Raw genomic sequence first — 21252 nt, 5'->3', positions numbered from 1 at the left:
CGCCCCGGTCCATGTGGCCGGGGCGGCGTCGTGCGTTCGTCCCGCACGGCCCGCCGCGGGCCGGACCAGGCTGTCAAGGTGTCCGTCGCAGAGCTGACACGGTGTGTGTTGTCCCTGGTCAGCGGGCGGCGGCAGGATGCACGAGGTCCCACATCGAACGAGGAGCTCCCGCATGATCCGCAACCGCGCCGCCGTGCCTTTTTCGCGGATCGGACGGGGCCTCGACCGCCGTACGCTGCTGCGCGGCGGCGGGGCACTGGCGGCGGCCGGGACGCTGGCGGCGTGCGGCGTACCGTCCGCGTACGTTCCCGAGCACAAGCGCACCGGGGTCGACAAGAGCGAGCAGGAGAAGCGCGTGCGCTTCTCGAACTGGGCCCTCTACATCGACGTCGACGACGAGGACGAGAACGCGCACCCGACCCTCGACGCGTTCACCGAGGAGACCGGCATCTCGGTGAAGTACACCGAGGAGATCAACGACAACGACGAGTTCTTCGGCAAGATCCACCCCGCCATCCAGGCGGGCAAGGAGCCGGGCCGCGACCTCGTCGTCATCTCCGACTGGATGTGCACGCGCTTCGTCGGCCTCGGGTGGGTGCAGGACCTCGACAAGGCGAACCTGCCGAACGTGCAGGCCAACCTCGCGCCCTCGCTGCGCGACCCGGGATACGACCCGGGGCGCAGGCACACCGTGCCGTGGGCGAGCGGCATCACCGGCATCGCGTACAACAAGAAGGCGCTGGGACGCGAGATCCACCACGTCGAGGATCTGTGGGCCAAGGACCTCGCGGGCCGCGTGACGCTGTTCTCCGGCTTCATGGAGGCCGTGACGCTGCTGATGATCGGCGAGGGCGCCGACGTCACGTCGTTCACCGAGAAGGACGTGGACGCGGTCATGGAGCGCGTGCAGAAGCTCGTCGACCGCAAGCACATCCGCAGCTTCACCGGCAACGACTACACGTCGGGGCTGGCGTCGGGCGACGTGGTGGCCTGCATGGCGTATTCGGGCGACGTGCTGCAACTGCAACTCGACAACCCCGACATCGAGTTCGTGGTGCCCGAGGAGGGCGCCGAGCTGTGGTCGGAGAACCTGATGGTGCCCAACAAGGCCGCGCACAAGGCCAACGCCGAGGCGCTGATGGACTGGTACTACCGGCCCGAGGTGGCGGCGGAGCTGGCGGCGTACGTGCAGTACATCTGCCCGGTGCCGGCCGCGCGGGAGATCATCGCGGCGAACGAGGACGAGGAGATCGCCGTCCTCGCCGACAACGAGCTGATGTTCCCGAGCGAGGAGACGCAGGCACGCCTGCACACCATGCGCGAGGTCGGCGTCGACGAGTCGCGCGGGTGGGAGAAGGCCTGGGGCGGCATCATCGGGCTCTGATCTGTTTGCGCGTTGTTCGGCGGCTCAGCTCTCCGGCGGCTCATCTGGTCGGTGGCTCAGCGGTCGCGCAGTACCTCGTCCTCGTCCTCGCCCGGCGGCTCCTCCGGGCCGTCGAAGCCCTCGGGGCGCGGGCCCTTCGCGTCCTCGCCGGCGAGGCGCAGGGCGAGCAACGGGAAGAGCAGGACCGAGAGCATCCCGGCGCCGACCAGGGCTGCGGCGGTGCCGCCCTGCATGTACTCGTTCTCGACCGCGATGTTCGTGATCACCACGATCAGGGGCAGCGCGGTCGAGGCGAACAGCGCGAGCTCGCGACGGCGGCCGGCCAGGTCGCCGCGCCCGGCCAGGACGTACGTCGGGCCGCCGCGCACCGCCAGGAACAGCAGCAGCATCACCGGGATCAGCGCAATGAGCTTCGGGTCGTCGAGCAGCGCGGCGAGGTCGAACCGCACGCCGCTCATGACGAAGAAGATCGGCACGAAGAAGCCGAAAGCGATGGCGTCCAGCTTCGCCGAGATCATCTCCACCAGCGCGCCGGGCGTGTCCGCGAGGGAGAGGCGCAGCGCGACACCGGCGGTGAACGCGCCGAGCAGGTTGTCCAGTTCGAGTTCGTCGGCGAACCACACGAGGGCGACCATCAGCAGCATCGCGATTCGGATCGCGAGCTGGCCGCTGGAGTGCAGGGTGCGTTCCATGACGAGGTCCAGCCAGCGGGGGTTCGGCTTGACCGCGAGCCACACGGTCGCGGCGGCCAGGACCGCGAAGATGGCGAGCGCGGCGATCGTGGCGCCGGGATGGCGTCCGCTCAGCAGCAGGGCGATCGCCACGATGGGGGCGAACTCGCCGACCGTGCCGATCGCCATGATCCGCGCGCCCAGCGGGGTCGGCAGCAGGCCGGCGTCCCGGATGATGGGCAGGAACGTGCCGAGCGCCGTCGTCGTGAGGGTCAGGCCGATGGCCACGCCGGTCATCGTCGCCCCCTCGACCACCAGCGACATGAGCAGCCCCGCGCCGAGGCCGAGCACCAGCGACACCGCCCACCCGCCGACCGCGGCGCGCAGTGGAGCGCCCTTGATGCGCGGTACGTCGATCTCGTAGCCGGCCAGGAACATCAGCATGACGAGGCCGAATTCGGAGAGCCCGCTGACCATCGGGCCGTTCTCCTCGATCCACGCCAGGACGTCGGGGCCGACCAGCACGCCGAGCAGGATCTCGACGACGACCGTCGGCACCCGAACCCACTTGGACGCGCCCGCGGTCACGATGGGCGCGAGCGCCACCATCAGGATCACGACGACCAGGCCTTGGGTGCCCTCCATGCAACCTCCCGTCGCGGGCCGGTTGGATCATATGTAATGAACGGGACATTTCACGTCAGCCGCGCGGAGCGCGTGGCGCGGGAGGCACCGCCTTCGGCTCGATAGGCTCAGGGCCTATGACCAGCACCCCCGCCCAGCCTCCGCAGGACCCTTCGCGCGACCCCGAGCGGGACTCCTTGCGTGATGGCTCGCGCGACGACTTGCGTGACGACTCGCGCGACGGCTTGTGTGACCCGGCCGACGACGGGCGGACGGACGACGCGCGGACGTGGGACGTCGTGGTCGTCGGAGCCGGGCCGGCGGGCGCCTCCGCGGCCCTCGCGGCGGCCTCGGCGGGCCGGACGGTACTCCTGGTCGAGAAGGCGGAGCTGCCGCGCTACAAGACGTGCGGCGGCGGCATCATCGGGCCGTCGGCGGGGGCGCTGCCCGACGGGTTCCGGCTGCCGGCGAAAGAGCACGTCGACTCCGTCGTGTTCACGATGCGGGGACGCTGGCGCCGCACGCGCCGAGCGCGGTCGGGCAGGCCGATGTTCTCGCTGGTGAACCGCCCGGAGTTCGACGCGGCGCTGGTCGACGCGGCCCGGGCGGCGGGTGCGTCGGTACGGGAGGGCGTCGCCGTACAGCGCATCGACCAGGACGCGCGGTCGGTTGTGCTGTCCCTCGCGGGCGGCTCCACGGTGCGGGCGCGTGCGCTGGTGGGGGCGGACGGGAGTGCGGGTCGTACCAGCGCCTATGTGGGCGTGGACTTCGAACAGGTGGACCTCGGGCTGGAGTCCGAGATCCCCGTCCCGCCGGAGGTCGCCGACCACTGGCGCGGCAAGGTGCTGATCGACTGGGGGCCCATCCCCGGGTCGTACGCCTGGGTCTTCCCCAAGGACGACGTGCTCACCGTCGGCGTCATCTGTGCCCGGGGCAACGGCGAGGCCACCCGCGCCTACCTCCGCGACTTCATCGCGGCCCAGGCCCTGTCGGGCTTCCGCCCGTCCGTCACCTCGGGCCACCTCACCCGCTGCCGCACCGACGAATCGCCGCTCTCCCGCGGCCGCGTCGTCGTCGCGGGCGACGCCGCGGGGCTCCTGGAGCCGTGGACGCGCGAAGGGATCTCCTTCGCCCTCCGCTCCGGTCGCGCGGCGGGGGAGGCGGCCGCCCTGGTCGCCGCCGCCCACGACGACACGGACGTCAAGGAGGCCACCGAGGCCTACCGCACCAGCATCGACACCACCCTCGGCCGCGAGATGCGCGCCGGCCGCCTGATGCTCGCCGCCTTCACCCGCCGCCCCGCCGTCTTCCACGGCGCCGTCACCACCATCCCCAAGGCCTGGACCGCCTTTCAGTCCATCGTCCAAGGCCGCAAAACCCTCGCCGGGTACGTGGAACGAACCCCCGTCAAAAAAGCCCTCACCCGCCTCGCCCGCTGAAACGGGAAGACGGGCGAGGGTGCCTGTTGGGCGGGGTTACTCGTCAGCGAAGACGTCAGCGGCCCTGTCGGCTGTCACCGCGCGCACGAGCCACCGCTTGAGGGTGTCCGAATCGGAACACGCCATCACGTGTTCGCGCTCTCGCTGGGAGAGTTCCACACCGCGAGCGTCCAGCACATCGAGCACCGACGAAGCGACGCCTTCCTGGCGGCCCTCGTTACGGCCCTCGTTACGGGCCGCGCCGACGATCGTGGTGCCGTCCGGGGTTCGGGCGATGGGCATCAGGTGCCTCCAGATCTCGCCGGCCTTGGTGTTCATGAGGCCGGCCTCCACCAATTCTCCGTAATCGGCCATCGACTCGCGTGGCCCTGTGGTGAGCGCGCTTGCCAGCGCGTCCAGTATGTCCCAGGCGTCCGGCTCGTGGGCGTGGATGGTCGCGGCGAAGGCGGCGAAGCCCACGTTGGCGGCTGCTTCGGCCGGGTCGGTGATCTTCGGGATGTTGCCCGGTCCTGCGATCACCGGACAGAGGGACAGCGTCGAGCAGCCCTCGGGTCCGAAATGGAAGGGGCCACGTGCCCACTGGGCCGTCCTGCGGTTCTGGGTGACGACCAGAAGTACGACGGGGTTCTCGTACTTCGCGGCCAGGTAGCCCACGTAGTAAGCCCAGTTGACCGGCTTGGTCGAATCGCACCTCCTCTGCGACTCCACGGCGAGCAGGAAACCCTGTCCCTCGGGTGGATCGATGCGCAGCACGGTGTCGATGCGGCGTTCCAGCGGCCGTATCTCCGTGACGTCGGGGGACACGATCTCGAAGGTCGGTTGCGTGGGTAACGGGACGTCCAGGAGCTCGCAGACCTTTGCCAGCACTTCCGGATGCTCCTGGATGATCCGGTGTGCCGCCTCGTGGTTCGAAGTGACCATGCGGCGACGCTAGGGCGGCCGAACGGGTGAGCGGTGGCGTACGCCAGGGGGTTCACCTGAATGGCCCAGCGCACACCGGAGTGAACAGTGTTCGACCGTACAATGTGCGTCATATGCTCTGCGGCGGAGCGGACATGATGGTCCGTCAGAGACCGGAAAAGAAGTTGAGCGCATGCTCATGGGACTGGATGACGTCCCCTGGAGTTCGCTGAATCACCACTACGGGTCCGCGGAGGATGTCCCCGGACTGCTCCGGGATCACCTCGATCCGGACGTGTGGGAGCCCGCGAGCCGCACTCTCGACAACCACCTGCTGCACCAGGGCGGCATGGTTCCGGACGCCGCGACAGCGGCCGTGCCGTTCCTGGTCGAGCTCGCCGAATCCGAGAAGGTGCCGATCGGCGCGCGCGTACAGGCGATTTCGCTGGTCGGGCGGATCGCCGGCGCTGCGCAGGCGGTGGCGCCTCGGTGGTGTGATCCGGGGTGCCTGCCGGTGATGCGGGCCTGGCTGCCACGCGTGGTGGGGCGGCTGGACGACGACGCGGATGCCGTGTGCCGGGCTGCGGTGCAGGCCTTGCAGGGTTTCGGGGCCTTGGCGATCGGGGCCTTGGCTGCGATGCGTCGGCGGTACGCGGTGGAGGAGTTGCCGCACGAGCGCCTGCGCGTGATCGCGGCTGTCGCCGCGGTGTGCGGTGCGGGAGTGGGGGACGGCGCGTCAACCGGGCGTGCGGAGGCGCTGCGATGGTTGCGGATGTTGTCGGGGGACACGCAGCCGGAAGTGCGCATTGCCGCGGTTGTCGGGATCCGGGCCGTGGTGCCCGGGGCCGAGGCGTCCGACACGCTTGATGCGATCCTGCTCGAAGCGCTGCGTGCACCGGCGTTGGATCTGTGGGCCCCGGACCACACCGGAGCGCCGGACTGGGCCGTGGTTGGTTGGACGACCGCGTGTGACGGGCGCGTCGAGGCGCAGTTGCGGCCGGCGCGGGAATTGGTCGGCGCCGGGGACCGACGTCTGCGGGAGGGGGCGCTGCGTACGGCCGGGCTCGTGTTGTCCGAGTGGCGCGCCCACGACGGTGAGGTGCTGGAGCTCGCGGCTGGGCGTTTGCGCGATCCCGACCCCGAACTTCGGTGTCGTGCGGCTCTGTTGGTGGGGGCCGTCGGAGGAGCGGAGGCGACCCCGTACGCCGGGCGGATCGCGGCGGCGGCACACGACGCCGACCATGAGACGGCGGCCAACGCGTTGTGGGCGCTGACCCGGATCGGCGATCCCCGTTGTGTTGCGCTGTTGGCCGCGCACGCCGCGGACGGGACGTTTCCCTGGGCACGACACGTGAGCTCGGTGTCGCTGCGCGGGCACTTCAGCTTCTTCGGGTCTCCCTCGATCGGCGAAGTGCTCGCGGAAGCGGCACCCTTCGCCGAGGCGCTGGTGCCGACCGTACGCACCGTGCTCGCGGCCCGCCGGGACGACGCCGCGCGCAGGGCGATGTGCGAAGGGCTGCTGGCGTGGGGCCCGGTGGCTGCCCCGGCCGTACCGGACTTGGCGGCGATGATCGGCTCGCGGGCGGGCGGGGTGGCGGCTCGCGTGCTCGGAGGGTTGGGGGACGCGGCGCTTGGGGCTGGCCCCGTTCTCCGGGAGGTCGCGGGGAACCCGGGGCACGTGAACCGGTGGGAGGCCGCCGTCGCCTTGTCGCGGATTACCCGCGATGCGTCGCCCGCGATCGCGGCCTGGCGGGAGATACGGAAGGCCGCGGACATGTCGCGGCGAGTCTTCGACCTGGGTGCGCTGGGGGCGTCGGCGGCGGAGTTGGCGCGCGAGGTGCGGGAGATCGTGCGGTACTCGGGTTCGGAGAGGGAACGAGTCGGCGCTGCGCTCACGTTGTGGCGGGTTGCCGGTGATCCGGCGGGAGTTGGGGAACTGGTCGAGGCCTGCGAGAGCTTGGTCCACGGGACGGGGGCGCCGGTGTGGAGCGTCGAGGCTTTGCGGGGGCTGGGCGAGTTCGGGGCGGAGGGGCGGCCTGCGGAGGTCGTGCTGAGGGAACTCGCCGGGAGTACACGGGCGTTCGGGCGATCGGCGGGGTGGCGGGGAATCGTGAACGATCGTTTGGTGCGCGTCTTGGCCGCTGAGGCGCTGGAGCGGATGGGGTGAGAGGGACTGTGCGGGGCGTCGGTGGGAGCGGCGACCCGCACAGGTGCGGTGGTCAGGCGGTTGGGCTGGGGTGGGTGCGGCGGCGGGCCAGGTGGACCAGGGCGGTGCCGAGGATCAGGAGGCCCAGGGCGCCTCCGGCCATGGAGAGGTTCCAGGGGACCAGGCCGGTCTTGGGGAGGGCGGTCGGGGTGTTGGGGGTGTTGCCGCCGTTGCTGTTTGCGGCAGGGGCATCGGTGCCGGGGTTGGGGCCCGCGGGGGCGGGGGTGCGGACGTTGGCGGCCGCGGTGGTGCCGGAGCCCTCGCCGGGGCGCACGGTGAAGCCGATGACGTTGGGGTCGTTGCTGCCGAACGCGAGGCGGAGCGGGCCGTCCTGGCCGAGGACGACGCGGAGATTGGTGGCACCCTGCGGGACCACGACGACGGTGAACGTGGAGATGTCGGACTCGTCGACGAGCGGGACCACGAGAGGTGCCGCTCGGCCTGCCTGTGCGCCACCGGGGCGGGTGGCGGGCAGGTAGCGGATGTCGGCGGTCCACGTACGCGTCTCGCCTGGTCTGAGGGACGGCAGGGTGCAGCGGAAGCTGTCGCGCCGGCCCTGGGCGATCGGCGGCGCGGCGGCGCAGCCCTGGACGGCGAGGATTTCGAGCTGGTTGGTGCTGAACGCGTAGACGTCGCGCGCCGGTTGGACCTTGCCGGTGGTGTTGCCGACCGTGAAGGAGATGGAACCCCGGCCTGTGGTCGGGTCGATGGTGATTTGGCGGGTGATTCCGACGCCGTAGGAGCGCGCGGGGGAGGGGGACGGACTGGTCGAGGAGCGGGTGGGAGAGGGGCTGGGGAACGGTGAGGCCGGCGGTGGTTTGGTCGAGGTGGGGGATTTGGTGGTGGGGGCGGGAGGGGATGTGGACGTCGGAGGTCTGGTAGTGGGTGGTGGCTTGGTCGGGTCGGTGGGTGGCGTGGTGCTGGGGAAGATTGTGATCGGCGGTTCGGTCGGCTGGTCGGTCGGCGGGATGGACTTGGTGTGGCTGTGATGGTGGTGTCCGGGGTGGTTCCCGCGGGAACCGGAGCCGGAGCCGGAGCCGGAGTCGGCCAGGGCCAGGCCCGCTTGCAGGGTCAGGGCGAGGCCCACCGGGAAGGCGACCACAATCGACGCCTTCCGGAATCCTTCTGATCGAAATGTGCGCGGGATGGCCACGCGGCAGCCCCCTCCTAGAAATTGGCCGCAAATGGATCTTGCTTTTCCCACCCGATATCCATTGGCCGTGACGCTTTGTTTTACCATGAACCGCCGGGAATTCTGATGGGCTTACCGGCGTGGGTTTCACCCGAAAGAGGGATTGCGGTAGGGCGGGAAGTGGGGGGCAGGATGCCGCGCGGACAGGGGTACGCCGAGAGCGGTCAGATGGTCGGTGGCCGATATCAACTGGTCGGGGTCATCGGCAGCGGTGGTATGGGTACGGTGTGGCGCGCACACGACCAGTTGTTGGATCGTCCGGTCGCCGCCAAGGTGCTGAATATTGTTTTCGGCCAGGATTCCGAGGACCGGAATCGGCGCGAGCGATCATTGCGCGAGGCGCGCGCCACGGCGCGCATCAATCATCCGAATGTCGTGCGTGTGTACGACTATGTCGAGGACGACGATCGTTTGTGGATCGTCATGGAACTGGTCGCCGCGCGCTCGCTCGACGCCGTCTTGGACGAGGACGGCCCGATGGCGCCGCGGGACGCCGCCGCGGTCGGCGTGCAGATCGCCCGCGCGCTGCGTACCGTCCACGACCACGGCGTGCTGCACCGCGACGTGAAGCCCGGGAACGTGCTGATCGAGCCCGACGGCCACGCGGTGCTGACCGACTTCGGCATCGCCGCGCTGGAGGGCACCAGTGGCTTGACCAGTACGGGCGCCATCGTGGGGTCGCCCGAGTTCATGGCGCCCGAGAGGATCGAGAGCGAGAGCCCCGGTCCGGCGTCCGATCTGTGGTCGCTCGGGGTGACGCTGTGCGCCGCGGTGACCGGAAAGTCGCCGTTCCGGCGCGCCACGCCAGTGGCCACGCTCGCCGCCATCGTCATCGCCGAGCCCGAAGTCCCGGACGGAACAGGCCCGTTGGAGCCACTGGTACGCGCGCTCTTCGCCCGCGAACCGGACATGCGCCCGTCCGCGGGCGAGGTCCTGGCGATGCTGGAAGACGTCCTCGCCGACGAGGCCCGGCAGCACACCGACGACCCGACACGCGCCGTCGGCGCGCGCCCGGCCGCCGTGCCGACGTGGCGGATGCGCCTCAAGCGCGTTGCAAGTCCGCGCGAGGCGGCGTCCACCGCGGACCTCACCATGGCCACCGCGTCGGGAGTGTCCGGCTCGTCCACGGCCGTGCCCGTCGACGACGCGACCGCATCGCTGGTGATGCCTGCGGTACGCGGGACTCCGATCCGCCACCCGGCGAGCGGCCCCACCGAGTCCCTGCCCCGCGTCCCCGCTCCGCCGCAGGCCACCGAAGTCCCTGCTGCCGTAGGAGAGTTGGCCCCTCCCGCGGCGGGGGCAGGCGTCGGTCCGCCCACGACACCGCACGTCCCCGCGACGGCCCCGGGACCCCGAGGAGTTCCAGCGCGCCGGCCGAGGTGGCGGCGCCGGGCCGTGGTCGTGTCGTCGGCGGTGACGATCACCGTGGCGGCGGTCGTCGGCATCGCCCTCGCGCTGACCGGCGACAAGGAGTCCGACACCGGCAATGTCGGCAAAGGGGCGGCGACGGCCCAGAGTTCGGTGCCCGGACGCGGCGCCGACCTGCCCGGCGACCCGGGCGCGGGACCATCCGGCGCGGCGCCCGCGCCGGAGGACGCCGCGTACCCGCCGCTCGTTCCGACCGCTGAGCCCGCCGGCGTCCCGCTCACGACGGCCGACGAAAAGCGCTTCACATGGCCCGTACCCGAGGCTTGGTCGCGCGCCGAGCGCGACCAGACGATCAGCTACGTCGCCCCCGGCCGCAATTCCGTGCTGGCCGCCCGCACCGCGTTCCAGCAGACCGATGACCTGCTCGGCGCCTGGCGCGAGGAGGAGAGCCGGGCTCCCGCCGTGCTCGCGGGCTACGGCAGGATCCTTTTCGAGGAGCGCACGATCCGTGGGAACCCCGGCGTCGTCTGGGAGTACACCTGGACCGAGGCGGGCGTCGAACGCCACGCCGTCCTGGCCGCGTTCCTGGAGAACGGCCTGTACGTCGAGGTCGACGTGTTCAGCAACCCGGCCGCATGGGACCAGGACCATGCGCTGTTCCAGTGGGCGCTGCACAACATCCGGCTCGCCACGAGAGGCACCTGACAGTCCGTTCGGGAGTTCGCCGCAATCGCCTGCCGCGGGACGAGAATTCGCCCCGAGCAGGCGGCCGCCAATTCCCCTACCGCCGCAGGGCCTCCAACCCCAGCAGCGCCACATGCAGGGAAAGGCAGCTCTCCACCTGGTCGAGGTCCACTGATAGGACGCGCTCGATCCGGTGCAGCCGCTCGTAAAAGGACGGCCGTGACAGGTGCGCCGCGTCGGCCGCGGCGGACTTGTTGCGGCCGTGCTCCAGATACACCCCGAGCATCTGCACCAACTGCGTGCCATGCTGCGCGTCGTACGCCAGCAGCGGCCCCAACTCCCGTTCCACGTACGTCTGCAACCGGGCGTCGTCGCGCAGCAGGTGCAGCAGCCCGCGCAGCCGCACGTCCGGCAGCCGGTAGAAGGCCGCGCCCCCGCCCTGATGGACCGCCGCGTCGGCAACCTGCGTGGCCTCCAGCAGTGACCGCCGCGCGTCGCGCACCGCGCCGACCGACGAACCGACCGCGATGACGATGTCGGCCGCGAGGTCCGGGGCGAGCTTGCGCAGCGTGACGGAGAAGCCTTCCAGCGCCGCGTCCTCGGTGTCCTGCGCGCCGAGCGCCACGAGCAGGCCCACGCTGTCGTCGTCCAGCCCGCCGACCAGGGCGGCGAGGCGGCGTTCGCGTACGGCGGCCGCCGCGGTCTCGGTGAAGTCCCGCAGCCGCGCCTGCGATTCGAGGGCCGCCGGGGACACCCCGCGGCGCAGTCGCAGCACCACGCCGACCAGCCGCCGGCCTTCGAGCTGCACGCCCAAGGCCCGTGCGCGCAGCGTGACTTCGGCGACCGTGTAGGAGTGCGTCAGGATGCCGGACAGCAGCGTGCGGTGCGTCTGCCGCTCCAGCGTCTCGCGGTCGCGCACCACGAGCCGGTTGAGCGCGAGCGTGGACGCGGCGCGCTCCAGCAGCATGGTCTGCTGCGGCAGGGGGGAGGTGCCGTCGCCCACCAGGATCAGGCGGCCCCAGTCGTGGCCGCGGGCGCCCACCATGGTGACCAGCCACCCGGCGCGCTCGTCGAAGCCGGTGCGCGCGCCCAGGCGTACCTGTCGCGAGCGGTCCTCCCAATGGTCGAGCAGGGATTCCGCGCGCACGCCCGCCGCGTCGTACGCGAGCACCTGGTGAGCCAGGTTCTCCAGCACCACCGGCCGCCCCGACATGCGGGACGCCTGCCGCACCACGTCGCCCGGCTCCGCCCCCTCGACCGCCAGCTCGTTGAACGCCTGGTGCACCGCCTCGGACGCCTGCAACTCGGCGAGCTGAGCGTCGATGATCAGGCCGTGCACCGCCTCGGTGATGCCGACGAAGTGGGTCTCGTGGCGCAGCGTGATGACCGGCAGCCCGGCCTGCTCGGCGGCGGCGACCAGGGCCCGGGGGAGGGTGTCGGCGTAGCGGCGGCCCAGCTCGATCACCAGGCCGGCGGCGTCCACGTCCACGAGGTCGCGCACGTAGCGTTGCAGGCCTTCGCGCTCCTCGGGCAGGGCGATGCCGGTGGCCAGGACGAGCTCGCCGCCGCGCAGCAGGCGGGCGGCGTCCGGGATCTCGCTGATGTGCACCCACCGGACGGGCCGGGACAGGCCCCGCTCGCCCGCGACGACCTGGGGCATACCGCGGCGTACGGCGTCGAGGGACACTACGTCGGCGACCGTGGGAAACACCTGAACTACCTCCACAACCTGTAAATGCGCAGCGGCGCATCACTGCCATCGTGACAGGTCTGGCGTCAAGCGCGACGTTGCCCCTGAACGGCCGCCCGGCCCCCAAACCGGACACCGGCCCTTGCCGATGTGTAAAGCCGTCGGCCCCCGGCCTGTCGCGGTGGCAGTTGCGGCACCGGGTGTCGGGGCGGCATCGTCCTACGCTGATGCGGTACACGCGCCGATCCGATGGATACATCAGCCAGAATGGCACCCGACCACGGATTCCATCGCAAACAACGGTCAATTCTGTGGAGACCATCCGTACGGGTGGCCAACCGCGAAGCTCGACGGCGAGCCGCGCGGCACCGCCGCAGGCGCGACCGGAACCCCGCACCATGGGGGGAAAGACGCACGGAACACGCACGTCGGGACTGCCGTCCAGCGCAGTTCGCCGGATTCGAGCAGGGAGCGCCAGTGGAGGGCCCAATGCAGGACTTCGCCGAAGGTCATCAGTTCATCGGGGGCCGCCTGCGTCCCGGATCGGCCGGTGAGACCTTCGATGTCACCAACCCGGCGGACGGACGGGTCGTGGAGACCGTCACGCTCGCCGACACGACCGACGTCGACAGCGCCGTCGCCGCCGCGAGTGCCGCGTTCCCCGAGTGGTCACGCGCCACTCCGGCCGACCGCGCCGGGGCGCTCAACCGGCTCGCCGCGGTGCTGGAGGAGCGCGCCGAGGATTTCGCGCGCGCCGAGACGGCGCAGGCCGGCAAGCCGATCAAGCTGACGCGCGAGTTCGACGTGCCCGGCACGATCGACAACGTCTCCTACTTCGCGGGGGCCGCGCGCAACCTGGAGGGCAAGGCGTCCGCCGAGTACAGCGGCGACCACACGTCCTCGATCCGCCGCGAGCCCATCGGCGTCGTCGGCTCGATCGCGCCGTGGAACTACCCGCTCCAGATGGCCGCGTGGAAGATCCTCCCGGCCATCGCGTCCGGCAACACGATCGTGCTCAAGCCCGCCGAGATCACGCCGCTGACTTCGCTGATGTTCGCGCAGGCCTGCACCGACGCCGGGATCCCCGACGGCGTCGTCAACGTGGTGACCGGCAAGGGCCGCACGGTCGGCGAGTACCTGATGGCGCACCGCGACGTGTCGATGATCTCGTTCACCGGTTCCACGGGGGTCGGCAAGCGGGTCGCCGAGGTGGCCATCCGGACCGTCAAGCGCATGCACCTCGAACTGGGCGGCAAGGCCCCGTTCGTGGTCTTCGACGACGCCGACCTGGACGCCGCCGTGCACGGCGCGGTGGCCGCGTCGCTGATCAACACGGGCCAGGACTGCACCGCGGCGACGCGCGCGTACGTCCAGCGCCCGCTGTTCGACGCGTTCGTCGAGGGCGTCGCCGAGCTGTACGCGGCGGTCCGGCACGGCGACACCATGGACCCGTCCACCGACAACGGCCCGCTCGTCTCGCGCCGCCAGCAGGAGTCCGTGGCGGGGTTCGTCGACCGCGCGCGCGGCTACGGCGCCAAGGTCGTGGTGGGCGGCGAGGCCCCCGGCGGCGACCTCGCGAACGGCGCGTTCTACCGCCCGACGCTGGTCACCGGCGTGGCGCAGGACGCGGAGATCGTGCAGGACGAGATCTTCGGCCCGGTCCTGGTCGTGCTGCCGTTCGACAGCGACGAGGAGGGCATCCGCCTCGCCAACGACACGCCGTACGGCCTGGCCGCGTCGGCCTGGACGCGTGACGTGTTCCGGGCCGGCCGGGCGACCCGCGAGATCCAGGCGGGCTGCGTGTGGGTCAACGACCACATCCCGATCATCAGCGACATGCCGCACGGCGGCTACAAGGCCTCCGGCTTCGGCAAGGACATGTCGCAGTACTCGTTCGACGAGTACACGAACGTCAAGCACGTGATGTACGACATCACGGCGGTCGCCAGGAAGGACTGGCACCGCACGATCTTCGGAGACCGGTAACCACCCCATAGCCGAGACGCGCGCGGTACGGCGGCCCAACCGCCGTACCGCGTACTTCGGCCTGTATTCACGCACCTGGTGCGGCCAGAGGGAACATGAGCGAGCAGCAGCGCGCCGGCGCGACCGGCGACGTCAATCTGGTGGGTCTGAGCAAGCGCTTCGGCGGGAACACGGTCGTCCAGCCCACCGATCTGACGATCCCGGCGGGGTCGTTCTTCGCCGTCCTCGGCGCGTCCGGGTGCGGGAAGACGACGACGCTGCGGATGATCGCCGGCCTGGAGGAGCCGACGTCCGGCCGGATCCTCATCGGCGGCCAGGACGTGACCGCGCTTCCGCCGTACAAGCGGCCGGTCAACACGGTGTTCCAGAGCTACGCGCTGTTCCCGCACCTGACGGTGTCCGAGAACGTGGCGTTCGGCCTGCGTCGCAAGGGCCGCAAGGACGTCGAGCAGCCGGTCAAGGACATGCTCGACCTGGTCCAGCTCGGGCACCTCGCGGGCCGCAGGCCGGCGCAGTTGTCCGGTGGGCAGCAGCAACGCGTGGCGGTGGCGCGGGCGTTGATCAACCATCCGCAGGTGCTGCTGCTGGACGAGCCGCTGGGCGCGCTGGACCCGAAGCTGCGCCGCCAGCTGCAGTTGGAGCTCAAGCGCATCCAGACCGAGGTCGGCATCACCTTCGTGCACGTCACGCACGACCAGGAAGAGGCCATGACCATGGCCGACACCATCGCCGTCATGAACGGCGGGGTGATCGAGCAACTCGGCAGCCCCGCCGAGCTGTACGAGTCCCCGCGCACGAAGTTCGTGGCCAACTTCCTCGGCCAGTCCAATCTGCTCGACACGCGCATCACCGGCACCGGCGACGGCTACCTGCTCATGGACGTGCACGGCACCCGCATGGCGCTGCCCGTCGACCGCACGTCCGCACAGGGCGAGCGCGTGGTCATGGGCATACGCCCGGAGAAGATCTCCATCCAGCACGCGTCGGCCGCCGACTCCAACGGCAACCGCAACCGCATCGACGGCGGCGTCATCGTGGACTCCAGTTTCATCGGCGTCTCGACGCAGTACACGGTCCGCATGCCGTGGGCGCAGGAACTCACCGTCTTCGAGCAGAACATGGAGCGCGACGCCCGCCTCGTGCCCGGCGCGCCGGTCGTCCTGCACTGGAACCCGGACCACGGCTTCGGCCTCGCGCCGGAGCCGGGGGCCGCGGCATGAGCGTGACAGCGCACACAGGCGGGACAGGCGGCGGAGGCGGCGGCGACCTCAAGGACCCGCCGAAGCGCGGGCGCTGGGTCCCGTACGCGCTGCTCGCCCCCGGCCTCATCTGGCTGGTCGTCTTCTTCCTGATCCCGATGCTGGTGCAGGGCGGCACCTCGCTCCAGACCGGCGGCCTGGAGAAGGGCTACGACTTCACGTGGCACTGGTCGACGTACTGGGACGCGCTGGAGCAGTACTACCCGCAGTTCCTGCGCTCGTTCGGTTATGCGGCGGCCGCGACCGTCATGTGCCTGGTGATCGGCTACCCGCTCGCGTACGCCATCGCCTTCAAGGCGGGCCGGTGGCGCGGCCTGTGGCTGGTCCTGGTGATCGCGCCGTTCTTCACCAGCTTCCTGGTCCGCACGCTGGCCTGGAAGACGATCCTCGCCGACAACGGCGTCGTCGTGGACGTGCTCAACACCCTGCACTTCACGGACGTCACCGCGTTGCTCGGGCTGACCGAGGGCGACCGCGTGCTGGCCACGCCGCTCGCGGTGATCTGCGGTCTGACGTACAACTTCCTGCCGTTCATGGTGCTTCCGCTGTACGCCTCGCTGGAGCGCATCGACCCGCGCCTGCACGAGGCGGCGAACGACCTGTACGCGGACCCGAAGACGACCTTCCGCCGCGTGACGTTCCCGCTGTCGCTGCCCGGCGTCGTGTCCGGGACGCTGCTGACCTTCATCCCGGCGTCCGGCGACTACGTCAACGCCGCGTGGCTCGGGTCGCCGGACACCGGCATGGCGGGCAACGTGATCCAGACGCAGTTCCTGCGGGTGCTCGACTACCCGACGGCGGCCGCGCTGTCGTTCATCCTGATGCTTCTCATCGTCCTGATGGTGTCGGCGTACATCCGCAAGGCGGGGACGGAGGAACTCGTCTGATGGGCACCCTCACGCGCTGGCTGCGCAACAACGTGGTCACTCTGTTCGGCATCCTGGCGCTGGGCTACATGACGCTGCCGAACCTGGTCGTGCTCCTGTTCTCGTTCAACGACCCGAACGGCAAGTTCAACTACACCTGGAACGGCTTCAGCCTCGACGCCTGGAAGCACCCGTTCGGTGTCGCGGGCATCAAGGACTCGCTGATCACCAGCCTGGAGATCGCGGTCCTGTCGACGATCGGCGCGACCGTGCTCGGCACGGCGGTGGCGTTCGCGCTGGGCCGCTACCGGTTCCGCGGGCGCGGGCTGACCAACACCCTGCTGTTCCTGCCGATGTCGATGCCCGAGGTCGTGATGGGCGCCTCCCTGGGCACGCTCTTCCTCAACATGCGCATCTCGTTCGGCTTCTGGACGATCCTGATCGCACACGTCATGTTCTGCCTCAGCTTCGTGGTGGTCGCCGTGAAGGCACGCGTGCTGGGCATGGACCCCCGGCTGGAGGAGGCGGCGCGGGACCTGTACGCGTCCCCGGCGCAGACGTTCCTCCGGGTCACCCTGCCGATCGCCGCCCCCGGCATCGGCGCGGGCGCGCTGCTCGCGTTCTCGCTCTCCTTCGACGACTTCGTCATCACGAACTTCAACTCGGGCGACACCGTCACCTTCCCGATGTTCGTGTGGGGCGCGGCGCAGCGGGGTACCCCGCCACAGGTCAACGTGATCGGCTCGGCGATGTTCTTCATCGCCATCGCGATCGTGGTGGTCGGGCAACTGCGTGCGAACCGCAGGGCGAAGCAGAAGGCCGCCTGACTCCGGCGCTTCGGCCGCGCGGCACAGGCCGCGGGCACGCGGCGCCCGACGCGGCACAACACCCCAACCCAACAACGCGGCACGACAAAGCAGCACGACAAACACGACAAAGCAGCACAACAAAGCAGCACAACCGCACACACGCGGTACAAGAAGCGACGGCGCTTCACATGAGAGGTTGTGGAAACCGATGGATCCCGTGCACTCCCTGGATCCCACCCGGTCCCTCGCGGACGCCACGCCGACCCCGTTCTGGCTCGACGACCCGGCCCGCCCCGCCACGCTCCCCGCGTTGGTCGGGGACGAGCACTGCGACCTCGCGGTGGTCGGCGGCGGCTACTCGGGCCTGTGGACCGCGCTGATCGCCAAGGAGCGCAACCCCTCGCGGGACGTCGTGCTGATCGAGGGGCAGGAGATCGGCTGGGCCGCGTCCGGCCGCAACGGCGGCTTCTGCGCGGCGAGCCTCACGCACGGTTTCTGGAACGGCCTGGAGCGCTGGCCCGAGGAGATCCGCACGCTGGAGGCGATGGGCGAGCGCAACCTCGACGAGATCGAGGCGGCGGTCAAGCGCTACGGCATCGACTGCGCGTACGAGCGCACCGGCGAACTGGCCGTCGCCACCGCGCCCTACCAGGCCGACGAGCTGCGTGAGGGCGCCGAGCTGCTGGCGGACGAGTACGGCAGCGACGCGGTGTTCATGGACCGCGACGAGATCCGGGCCGAGGTGAAGTCGCCGACGTACCACGCGGGCCTGTGGGACAAGAACAGCTGCGCGATGGTCAACCCGGCCAAGCTGGCCTGGGGCCTCAAGGCCGCGTGCCTGAGCCTCGGCGTGCGCATCCACGAGCACACGCAGGCCACCGCGCTCGCGGCCCACGGTGCCGGCATGGCGCTCACCACCGGGTACGGGCGCCTGTACGCGGGCCGCGTCGCACTCGGCACCAACGTGTTCCCGAACCTCGTGCGCCGACTGCGCTCGTACGTGGTCCCGGTCTACGACTACGCGATGATGACCGAGCCGCTGAGCGATGAGCAGTTGGCGTCCATCGGCTGGCAGAACCGCCAGGGCATCGGCGACAGCGCCAACCACTTCCACTACTACCGGCTCTCCGAGGACAACCGGATCCTGTGGGGCGGCTACGACGCGGTCTACGGCTTCAACCAGAAGGTGTCGGCCGAACACGACCAGCGCCCCGCGACGTTCGCGAAGCTGGCGGGGCACTTCTTCGAGACCTTTCCGCAGTTGGAGGGCCTGCGCTTCACCCATACGTGGGGCGGCGCGATCGACACGTGCAGCCGGTTCTCGGCGTTCTTCGGCACCGCACACAAGGGCAAGGTGGCCTACGCCATGGGCTACACCGGCCTGGGCGTCGGCGCGACGCGTTTCGGCGCCGAGGTCATGCTCGACAAGCTGGACGGAAGGGCCACCGAGCGCACCGAACTGAAGATGGTGCGGACCAAGCCGATCCCCTTCCCGCCGGAGCCGGTGCGCTGGGCGGGCATCGAACTCACGCAGCGCGCGCTCACCCGGGCGGACGCCAATCAGGGCAGGCGGAACCTGTGGCTCAAGGCGCTCGACAAGGCGGGCATGGGTTTCGACAGCTGAGGCTCTGATATCTGGCGCTCTGACATCTGGGGCTCGATACGTCGGCTCGATGCGTGGGCTCGACACCTGGGGCCTCGACACCCGGGGCCTCCATACCCGGGGCTCGATCCTTGCTGCTGCCACGGGCGGTTCAAGCGGTTCATCCCGCTCGTCCGCGGTCGGGGGGATTGGTCCAGCGGCTCCTACTGGCCCGAAAGGGAAACGATCTGTAAGGCGAATCCCCGAACGGCCGACAGGGTGCAGGTTGAGTGCGGCGTCGGCGGCGAACAGACTGGCGTATGCAGGGGTGCGACCCTCGGGTCCGCGAGCCCCGCGTACGACATCTTCGCCGCCGACGCCCCGCTGTTCGGCGCCGTCACCGGAGGCCCTCTCTTGAGCAAGCACATCACCCACTGGATCGGCGGCGCCGCCTGGACCGGGACTTCCGAGCGCCGCGGCGACATCTACAACCCCGCCACCGGCAAGGTGACCGGCACGGTCGACTTCGCGTCGGTGGCCGAGGTGGACCAGGCGGTCAGCGCCGCCGTCGAGGCGTTCGCCACGTGGCGCAACGCGTCGCTCGCCAAGCGTTCGCAGGTGCTGTTCAGGTTCCGCGAGCTGCTGGACGCGAACAAGGACAGGCTGGCCGCGATCATCGTCGAGGAGCACGGCAAGGTGCACTCCGACGCGCTCGGCGAGATCGCCCGCGGCCAGGAGGTCGTCGAGTTCGCGTGCGGCGTGCCGCAGTTGCAGAAGGGCGGCTTCTCGGAGCAGGCGTCCACCGGCATCGACGTCTACTCGATCCGCCAGCCGCTCGGCCCGGTCGCGATCATCTCGCCGTTCAACTTCCCGGCGATGGTCCCGATGTGGTTCTTCCCGATCGCCATCGCGACCGGCAACACCGTGGTCCTCAAGCCGTCCGAGAAGGACCCGTCGGCCGCGCAGTTCCTGGCCGAGCTGTGGAAGGAGGCGGGCCTGCCGGACGGCGTGTTCAACGTCGTGCACGGCGACAAGGTCTCCGTCGACCGCCTGCTGGAGCACCCGGACGTCCGCTCCGTGTCGTTCGTCGGCTCGACCCCGATCGCCAAGTACGTCTACGAGAACGGCACCCGCTACGGCAAGCGCGTGCAGGCGCTCGGCGGCGCCAAGAACCACATGCTGGTGCTGCCGGACGCCGACCTCGACCTGGTCGCCGACGCCGCGGTCAACGCGGGCTTCGGCGCGGCCGGCGAGCGCTGCATGGCCATCTCCGCGCTGGTCGCCGTCGAGCCGGTCGCCGACGAGCTGATCGTGAAGATCAAGGAGCGCATCGCGGGCCTGCGCGTCGGCGCGGGCTGCGCGCCGACCTCGGAGATGGGCCCGCTGGTCACCCGCCAGCACGCCGACAAGGTCATCTCGTACGTCGAGGCGGGTGTGAAGGAGGGCGCCGACCTGGTGGTCGACGGCCGCGAGCACCCGGTCGACGGGGACGACACCGCGGACGGCTTCTGGCTCGGCCCGACGCTGTTCGACAAGGTCACGCCCGAGATGTCGGTCTACACGGACGAGATCTTCGGCCCGGTGCTGTCGATCGTGCGCGTCGCGTCGTACGACGAGGGCCTGGCGCTCATCAACGGCAACCCGTACGGCAACGGCACCGCGATCTTCACGAACGACGGCGGCGCGGCCCGCAAGTTCCAGAACGAGGTCGAGGTCGGCATGGTCGGCATCAACGTGCCGATCCCGGTGCCGGTGGCCTACTACTCGTTCGGCGGCTGGAAGAACTCGCTCTTCGGCGACACGCACGCGTACGGCGCGGAGGGCGTGCACTTCTTCACCCGCGGCAAGGTCGTGACGCAGCGCTGGCTCGACCCGAGCCACGGCGGCATCAACCTGGGCTTCCCGACCAACAGCTGAGTGCTCCACCCGGTCCTGCCGGGGTGCACGACGAGCCCCCGTCCGACGCGTGTCGCGTGTCGGACGGGGGCTCGGCCGTATCCCCCGGAGCACGTACCATACTCATGCGTATGTAACGCAGGGGTATAGCAAGCTGGAATACGTCCAACGATTTCGAATCCGGGGATTCCCGTCCGACGCGCCGGATGGCAGCATGCGTGACGACTCGTCAGATGATCGATCGAAGAGGCGCATGAGCCAGGTTGCGGACGCCATCAGCGTCGTCCAGATATCCGATCTGCACTTCCCCGACAGCGCCGGCGTGCGCGGGTTCGTGCAGCACGACCCCGACCGGGGGCTCGCCGCCGTGCTCGGCCACGCGGATGCCGAGATCGCCGACGCGGACCTGGTCGTCGCCACCGGCGACCTGGCGGACCTGGGTGAGCCCGGGGCGTACGAGCGCCTCGGCGGCGTCCTCGACCGCCTGCCCGCCCCCGTCTACTGCGTGTCCGGCAACCACGACAGGAACGACGCCTACCAGGCCTGCCTGCCGCGCCCCAACGTGCACCTGGAACAGGCGGTACGCGTCGGCCCGTGGCTCATGCTCTTCCTGGACAGCAACGCCCGGGGGCGCGAGGCGGGGGCCGACGGCGTCTGGCGCGACCTCGACGACCGCATGACCGCCGCCGAGCAGCC

The 21252-nt window shown here is 70.4% G+C and carries 15 protein-coding genes; 11 read left to right on the top strand and 4 right to left on the bottom strand.

Annotated elements, in window-relative coordinates; translation table 11 throughout:
* Nucleotides 1-172: 172 nt before the first annotated feature.
* Nucleotides 173-1384, top strand: a complete 1212-nt coding sequence (locus ACRX5S_RS37505) for a polyamine ABC transporter substrate-binding protein (RefSeq protein ID WP_436777730.1) — start codon at nucleotides 173-175, stop codon at nucleotides 1382-1384.
* A 56-nt stretch (nucleotides 1385-1440) separates the two neighbouring features.
* Here ACRX5S_RS37505 and ACRX5S_RS37500 read toward each other — a convergent pair whose 3' ends face one another.
* The gene (locus ACRX5S_RS37500) at nucleotides 1441-2700 is read right to left on the bottom strand and encodes a cation:proton antiporter (protein ID WP_436777729.1); all 1260 of its coding nucleotides are present in this window, start codon (nucleotides 2698-2700) and stop codon (nucleotides 1441-1443) included.
* 116 nt (nucleotides 2701-2816) lie between these two features.
* Between ACRX5S_RS37500 and ACRX5S_RS37495 the strand changes: the two genes are divergently transcribed.
* A complete protein-coding gene (locus ACRX5S_RS37495) occupies nucleotides 2817-4118 on the top strand; it encodes a geranylgeranyl reductase family protein (protein ID WP_436777728.1) in 1302 nt (433 codons plus the stop codon).
* Between the two features lie 36 nt (nucleotides 4119-4154).
* On the opposite strand, the gene ACRX5S_RS37490 is transcribed toward ACRX5S_RS37495, so the two are convergent.
* Nucleotides 4155-5039 carry a hypothetical protein gene (locus ACRX5S_RS37490; protein ID WP_436777727.1) on the bottom strand — a complete coding sequence of 295 codons (885 nt, stop codon included), beginning with the start codon at nucleotides 5037-5039 and terminating at the stop codon, nucleotides 4155-4157.
* Nucleotides 5040-5211: 172 nt separating this feature from the next.
* Between ACRX5S_RS37490 and ACRX5S_RS37485 the strand changes: the two genes are divergently transcribed.
* The gene (locus ACRX5S_RS37485) at nucleotides 5212-7185 is read left to right on the top strand and encodes a HEAT repeat domain-containing protein (RefSeq protein WP_436777726.1); all 1974 of its coding nucleotides are present in this window, start codon (nucleotides 5212-5214) and stop codon (nucleotides 7183-7185) included.
* Nucleotides 7186-7237: 52 nt separating this feature from the next.
* On the opposite strand, the gene ACRX5S_RS37480 is transcribed toward ACRX5S_RS37485, so the two are convergent.
* The gene (locus ACRX5S_RS37480; protein ID WP_436777725.1) at nucleotides 7238-8326 is read right to left on the bottom strand and encodes a hypothetical protein; all 1089 of its coding nucleotides are present in this window, start codon (nucleotides 8324-8326) and stop codon (nucleotides 7238-7240) included.
* 156 nt (nucleotides 8327-8482) lie between these two features.
* Here ACRX5S_RS37480 and ACRX5S_RS37475 point away from each other — a divergent pair, with 156 nt between their 5' ends.
* Complete coding sequence (locus ACRX5S_RS37475) at nucleotides 8483-10489, top strand: protein kinase domain-containing protein (protein WP_436777759.1); 2007 nt, start codon at nucleotides 8483-8485, stop codon at nucleotides 10487-10489.
* 76 nt (nucleotides 10490-10565) lie between these two features.
* On the opposite strand, the gene ACRX5S_RS37470 is transcribed toward ACRX5S_RS37475, so the two are convergent.
* Nucleotides 10566-12179: a PucR family transcriptional regulator gene (locus tag ACRX5S_RS37470; RefSeq protein WP_436777724.1), complete on the bottom strand. Its 1614-nt coding sequence runs from the start codon at nucleotides 12177-12179 to the stop codon at nucleotides 10566-10568.
* Between the two features lie 468 nt (nucleotides 12180-12647).
* Here ACRX5S_RS37470 and ACRX5S_RS37465 point away from each other — a divergent pair, with 468 nt between their 5' ends.
* The 7 genes from ACRX5S_RS37465 to ACRX5S_RS37435 form a co-directional block, all read left to right on the top strand.
* Nucleotides 12648-14144, top strand: coding sequence for a gamma-aminobutyraldehyde dehydrogenase (locus ACRX5S_RS37465; RefSeq protein ID WP_436777723.1), 1497 nt, complete (start codon nucleotides 12648-12650; stop codon nucleotides 14142-14144).
* Between the two features lie 95 nt (nucleotides 14145-14239).
* Entirely contained in the window at nucleotides 14240-15364 is a 1125-nt protein-coding gene (locus ACRX5S_RS37460) for an ABC transporter ATP-binding protein (protein ID WP_436777722.1), read from the top strand.
* Nucleotides 15361-16290 carry an ABC transporter permease gene (locus ACRX5S_RS37455; RefSeq protein WP_436777721.1) on the top strand — a complete coding sequence of 310 codons (930 nt, stop codon included), beginning with the start codon at nucleotides 15361-15363 and terminating at the stop codon, nucleotides 16288-16290. The genes ACRX5S_RS37460 and ACRX5S_RS37455 overlap by 4 nt, the downstream gene beginning before the upstream one ends.
* Complete coding sequence (locus ACRX5S_RS37450) at nucleotides 16290-17096, top strand: ABC transporter permease (RefSeq protein ID WP_436777720.1); 807 nt, start codon at nucleotides 16290-16292, stop codon at nucleotides 17094-17096. The genes ACRX5S_RS37455 and ACRX5S_RS37450 overlap by 1 nt, the downstream gene beginning before the upstream one ends.
* Before the next feature lie 190 nt (nucleotides 17097-17286).
* Nucleotides 17287-18702 carry an NAD(P)/FAD-dependent oxidoreductase gene (locus ACRX5S_RS37445; protein WP_436777719.1) on the top strand — a complete coding sequence of 472 codons (1416 nt, stop codon included), beginning with the start codon at nucleotides 17287-17289 and terminating at the stop codon, nucleotides 18700-18702.
* Between the two features lie 372 nt (nucleotides 18703-19074).
* Entirely contained in the window at nucleotides 19075-20577 is a 1503-nt protein-coding gene (locus ACRX5S_RS37440) for a CoA-acylating methylmalonate-semialdehyde dehydrogenase (RefSeq protein WP_436777718.1), read from the top strand.
* 232 nt (nucleotides 20578-20809) lie between these two features.
* Nucleotides 20810-21252 (top strand): metallophosphoesterase (locus tag ACRX5S_RS37435; RefSeq protein WP_436777717.1); only part of this gene is annotated, 443 nt, incomplete at its 3' end.

Source organism: Yinghuangia sp. YIM S09857, assembly GCF_051388915.1.
Classification (GTDB): domain Bacteria; phylum Actinomycetota; class Actinomycetes; order Streptomycetales; family Streptomycetaceae; genus Yinghuangia.
The sequence above is the reverse complement of the archived record's forward strand: the minus strand, read 5'-3'. Positions and strand labels throughout refer to the sequence as shown.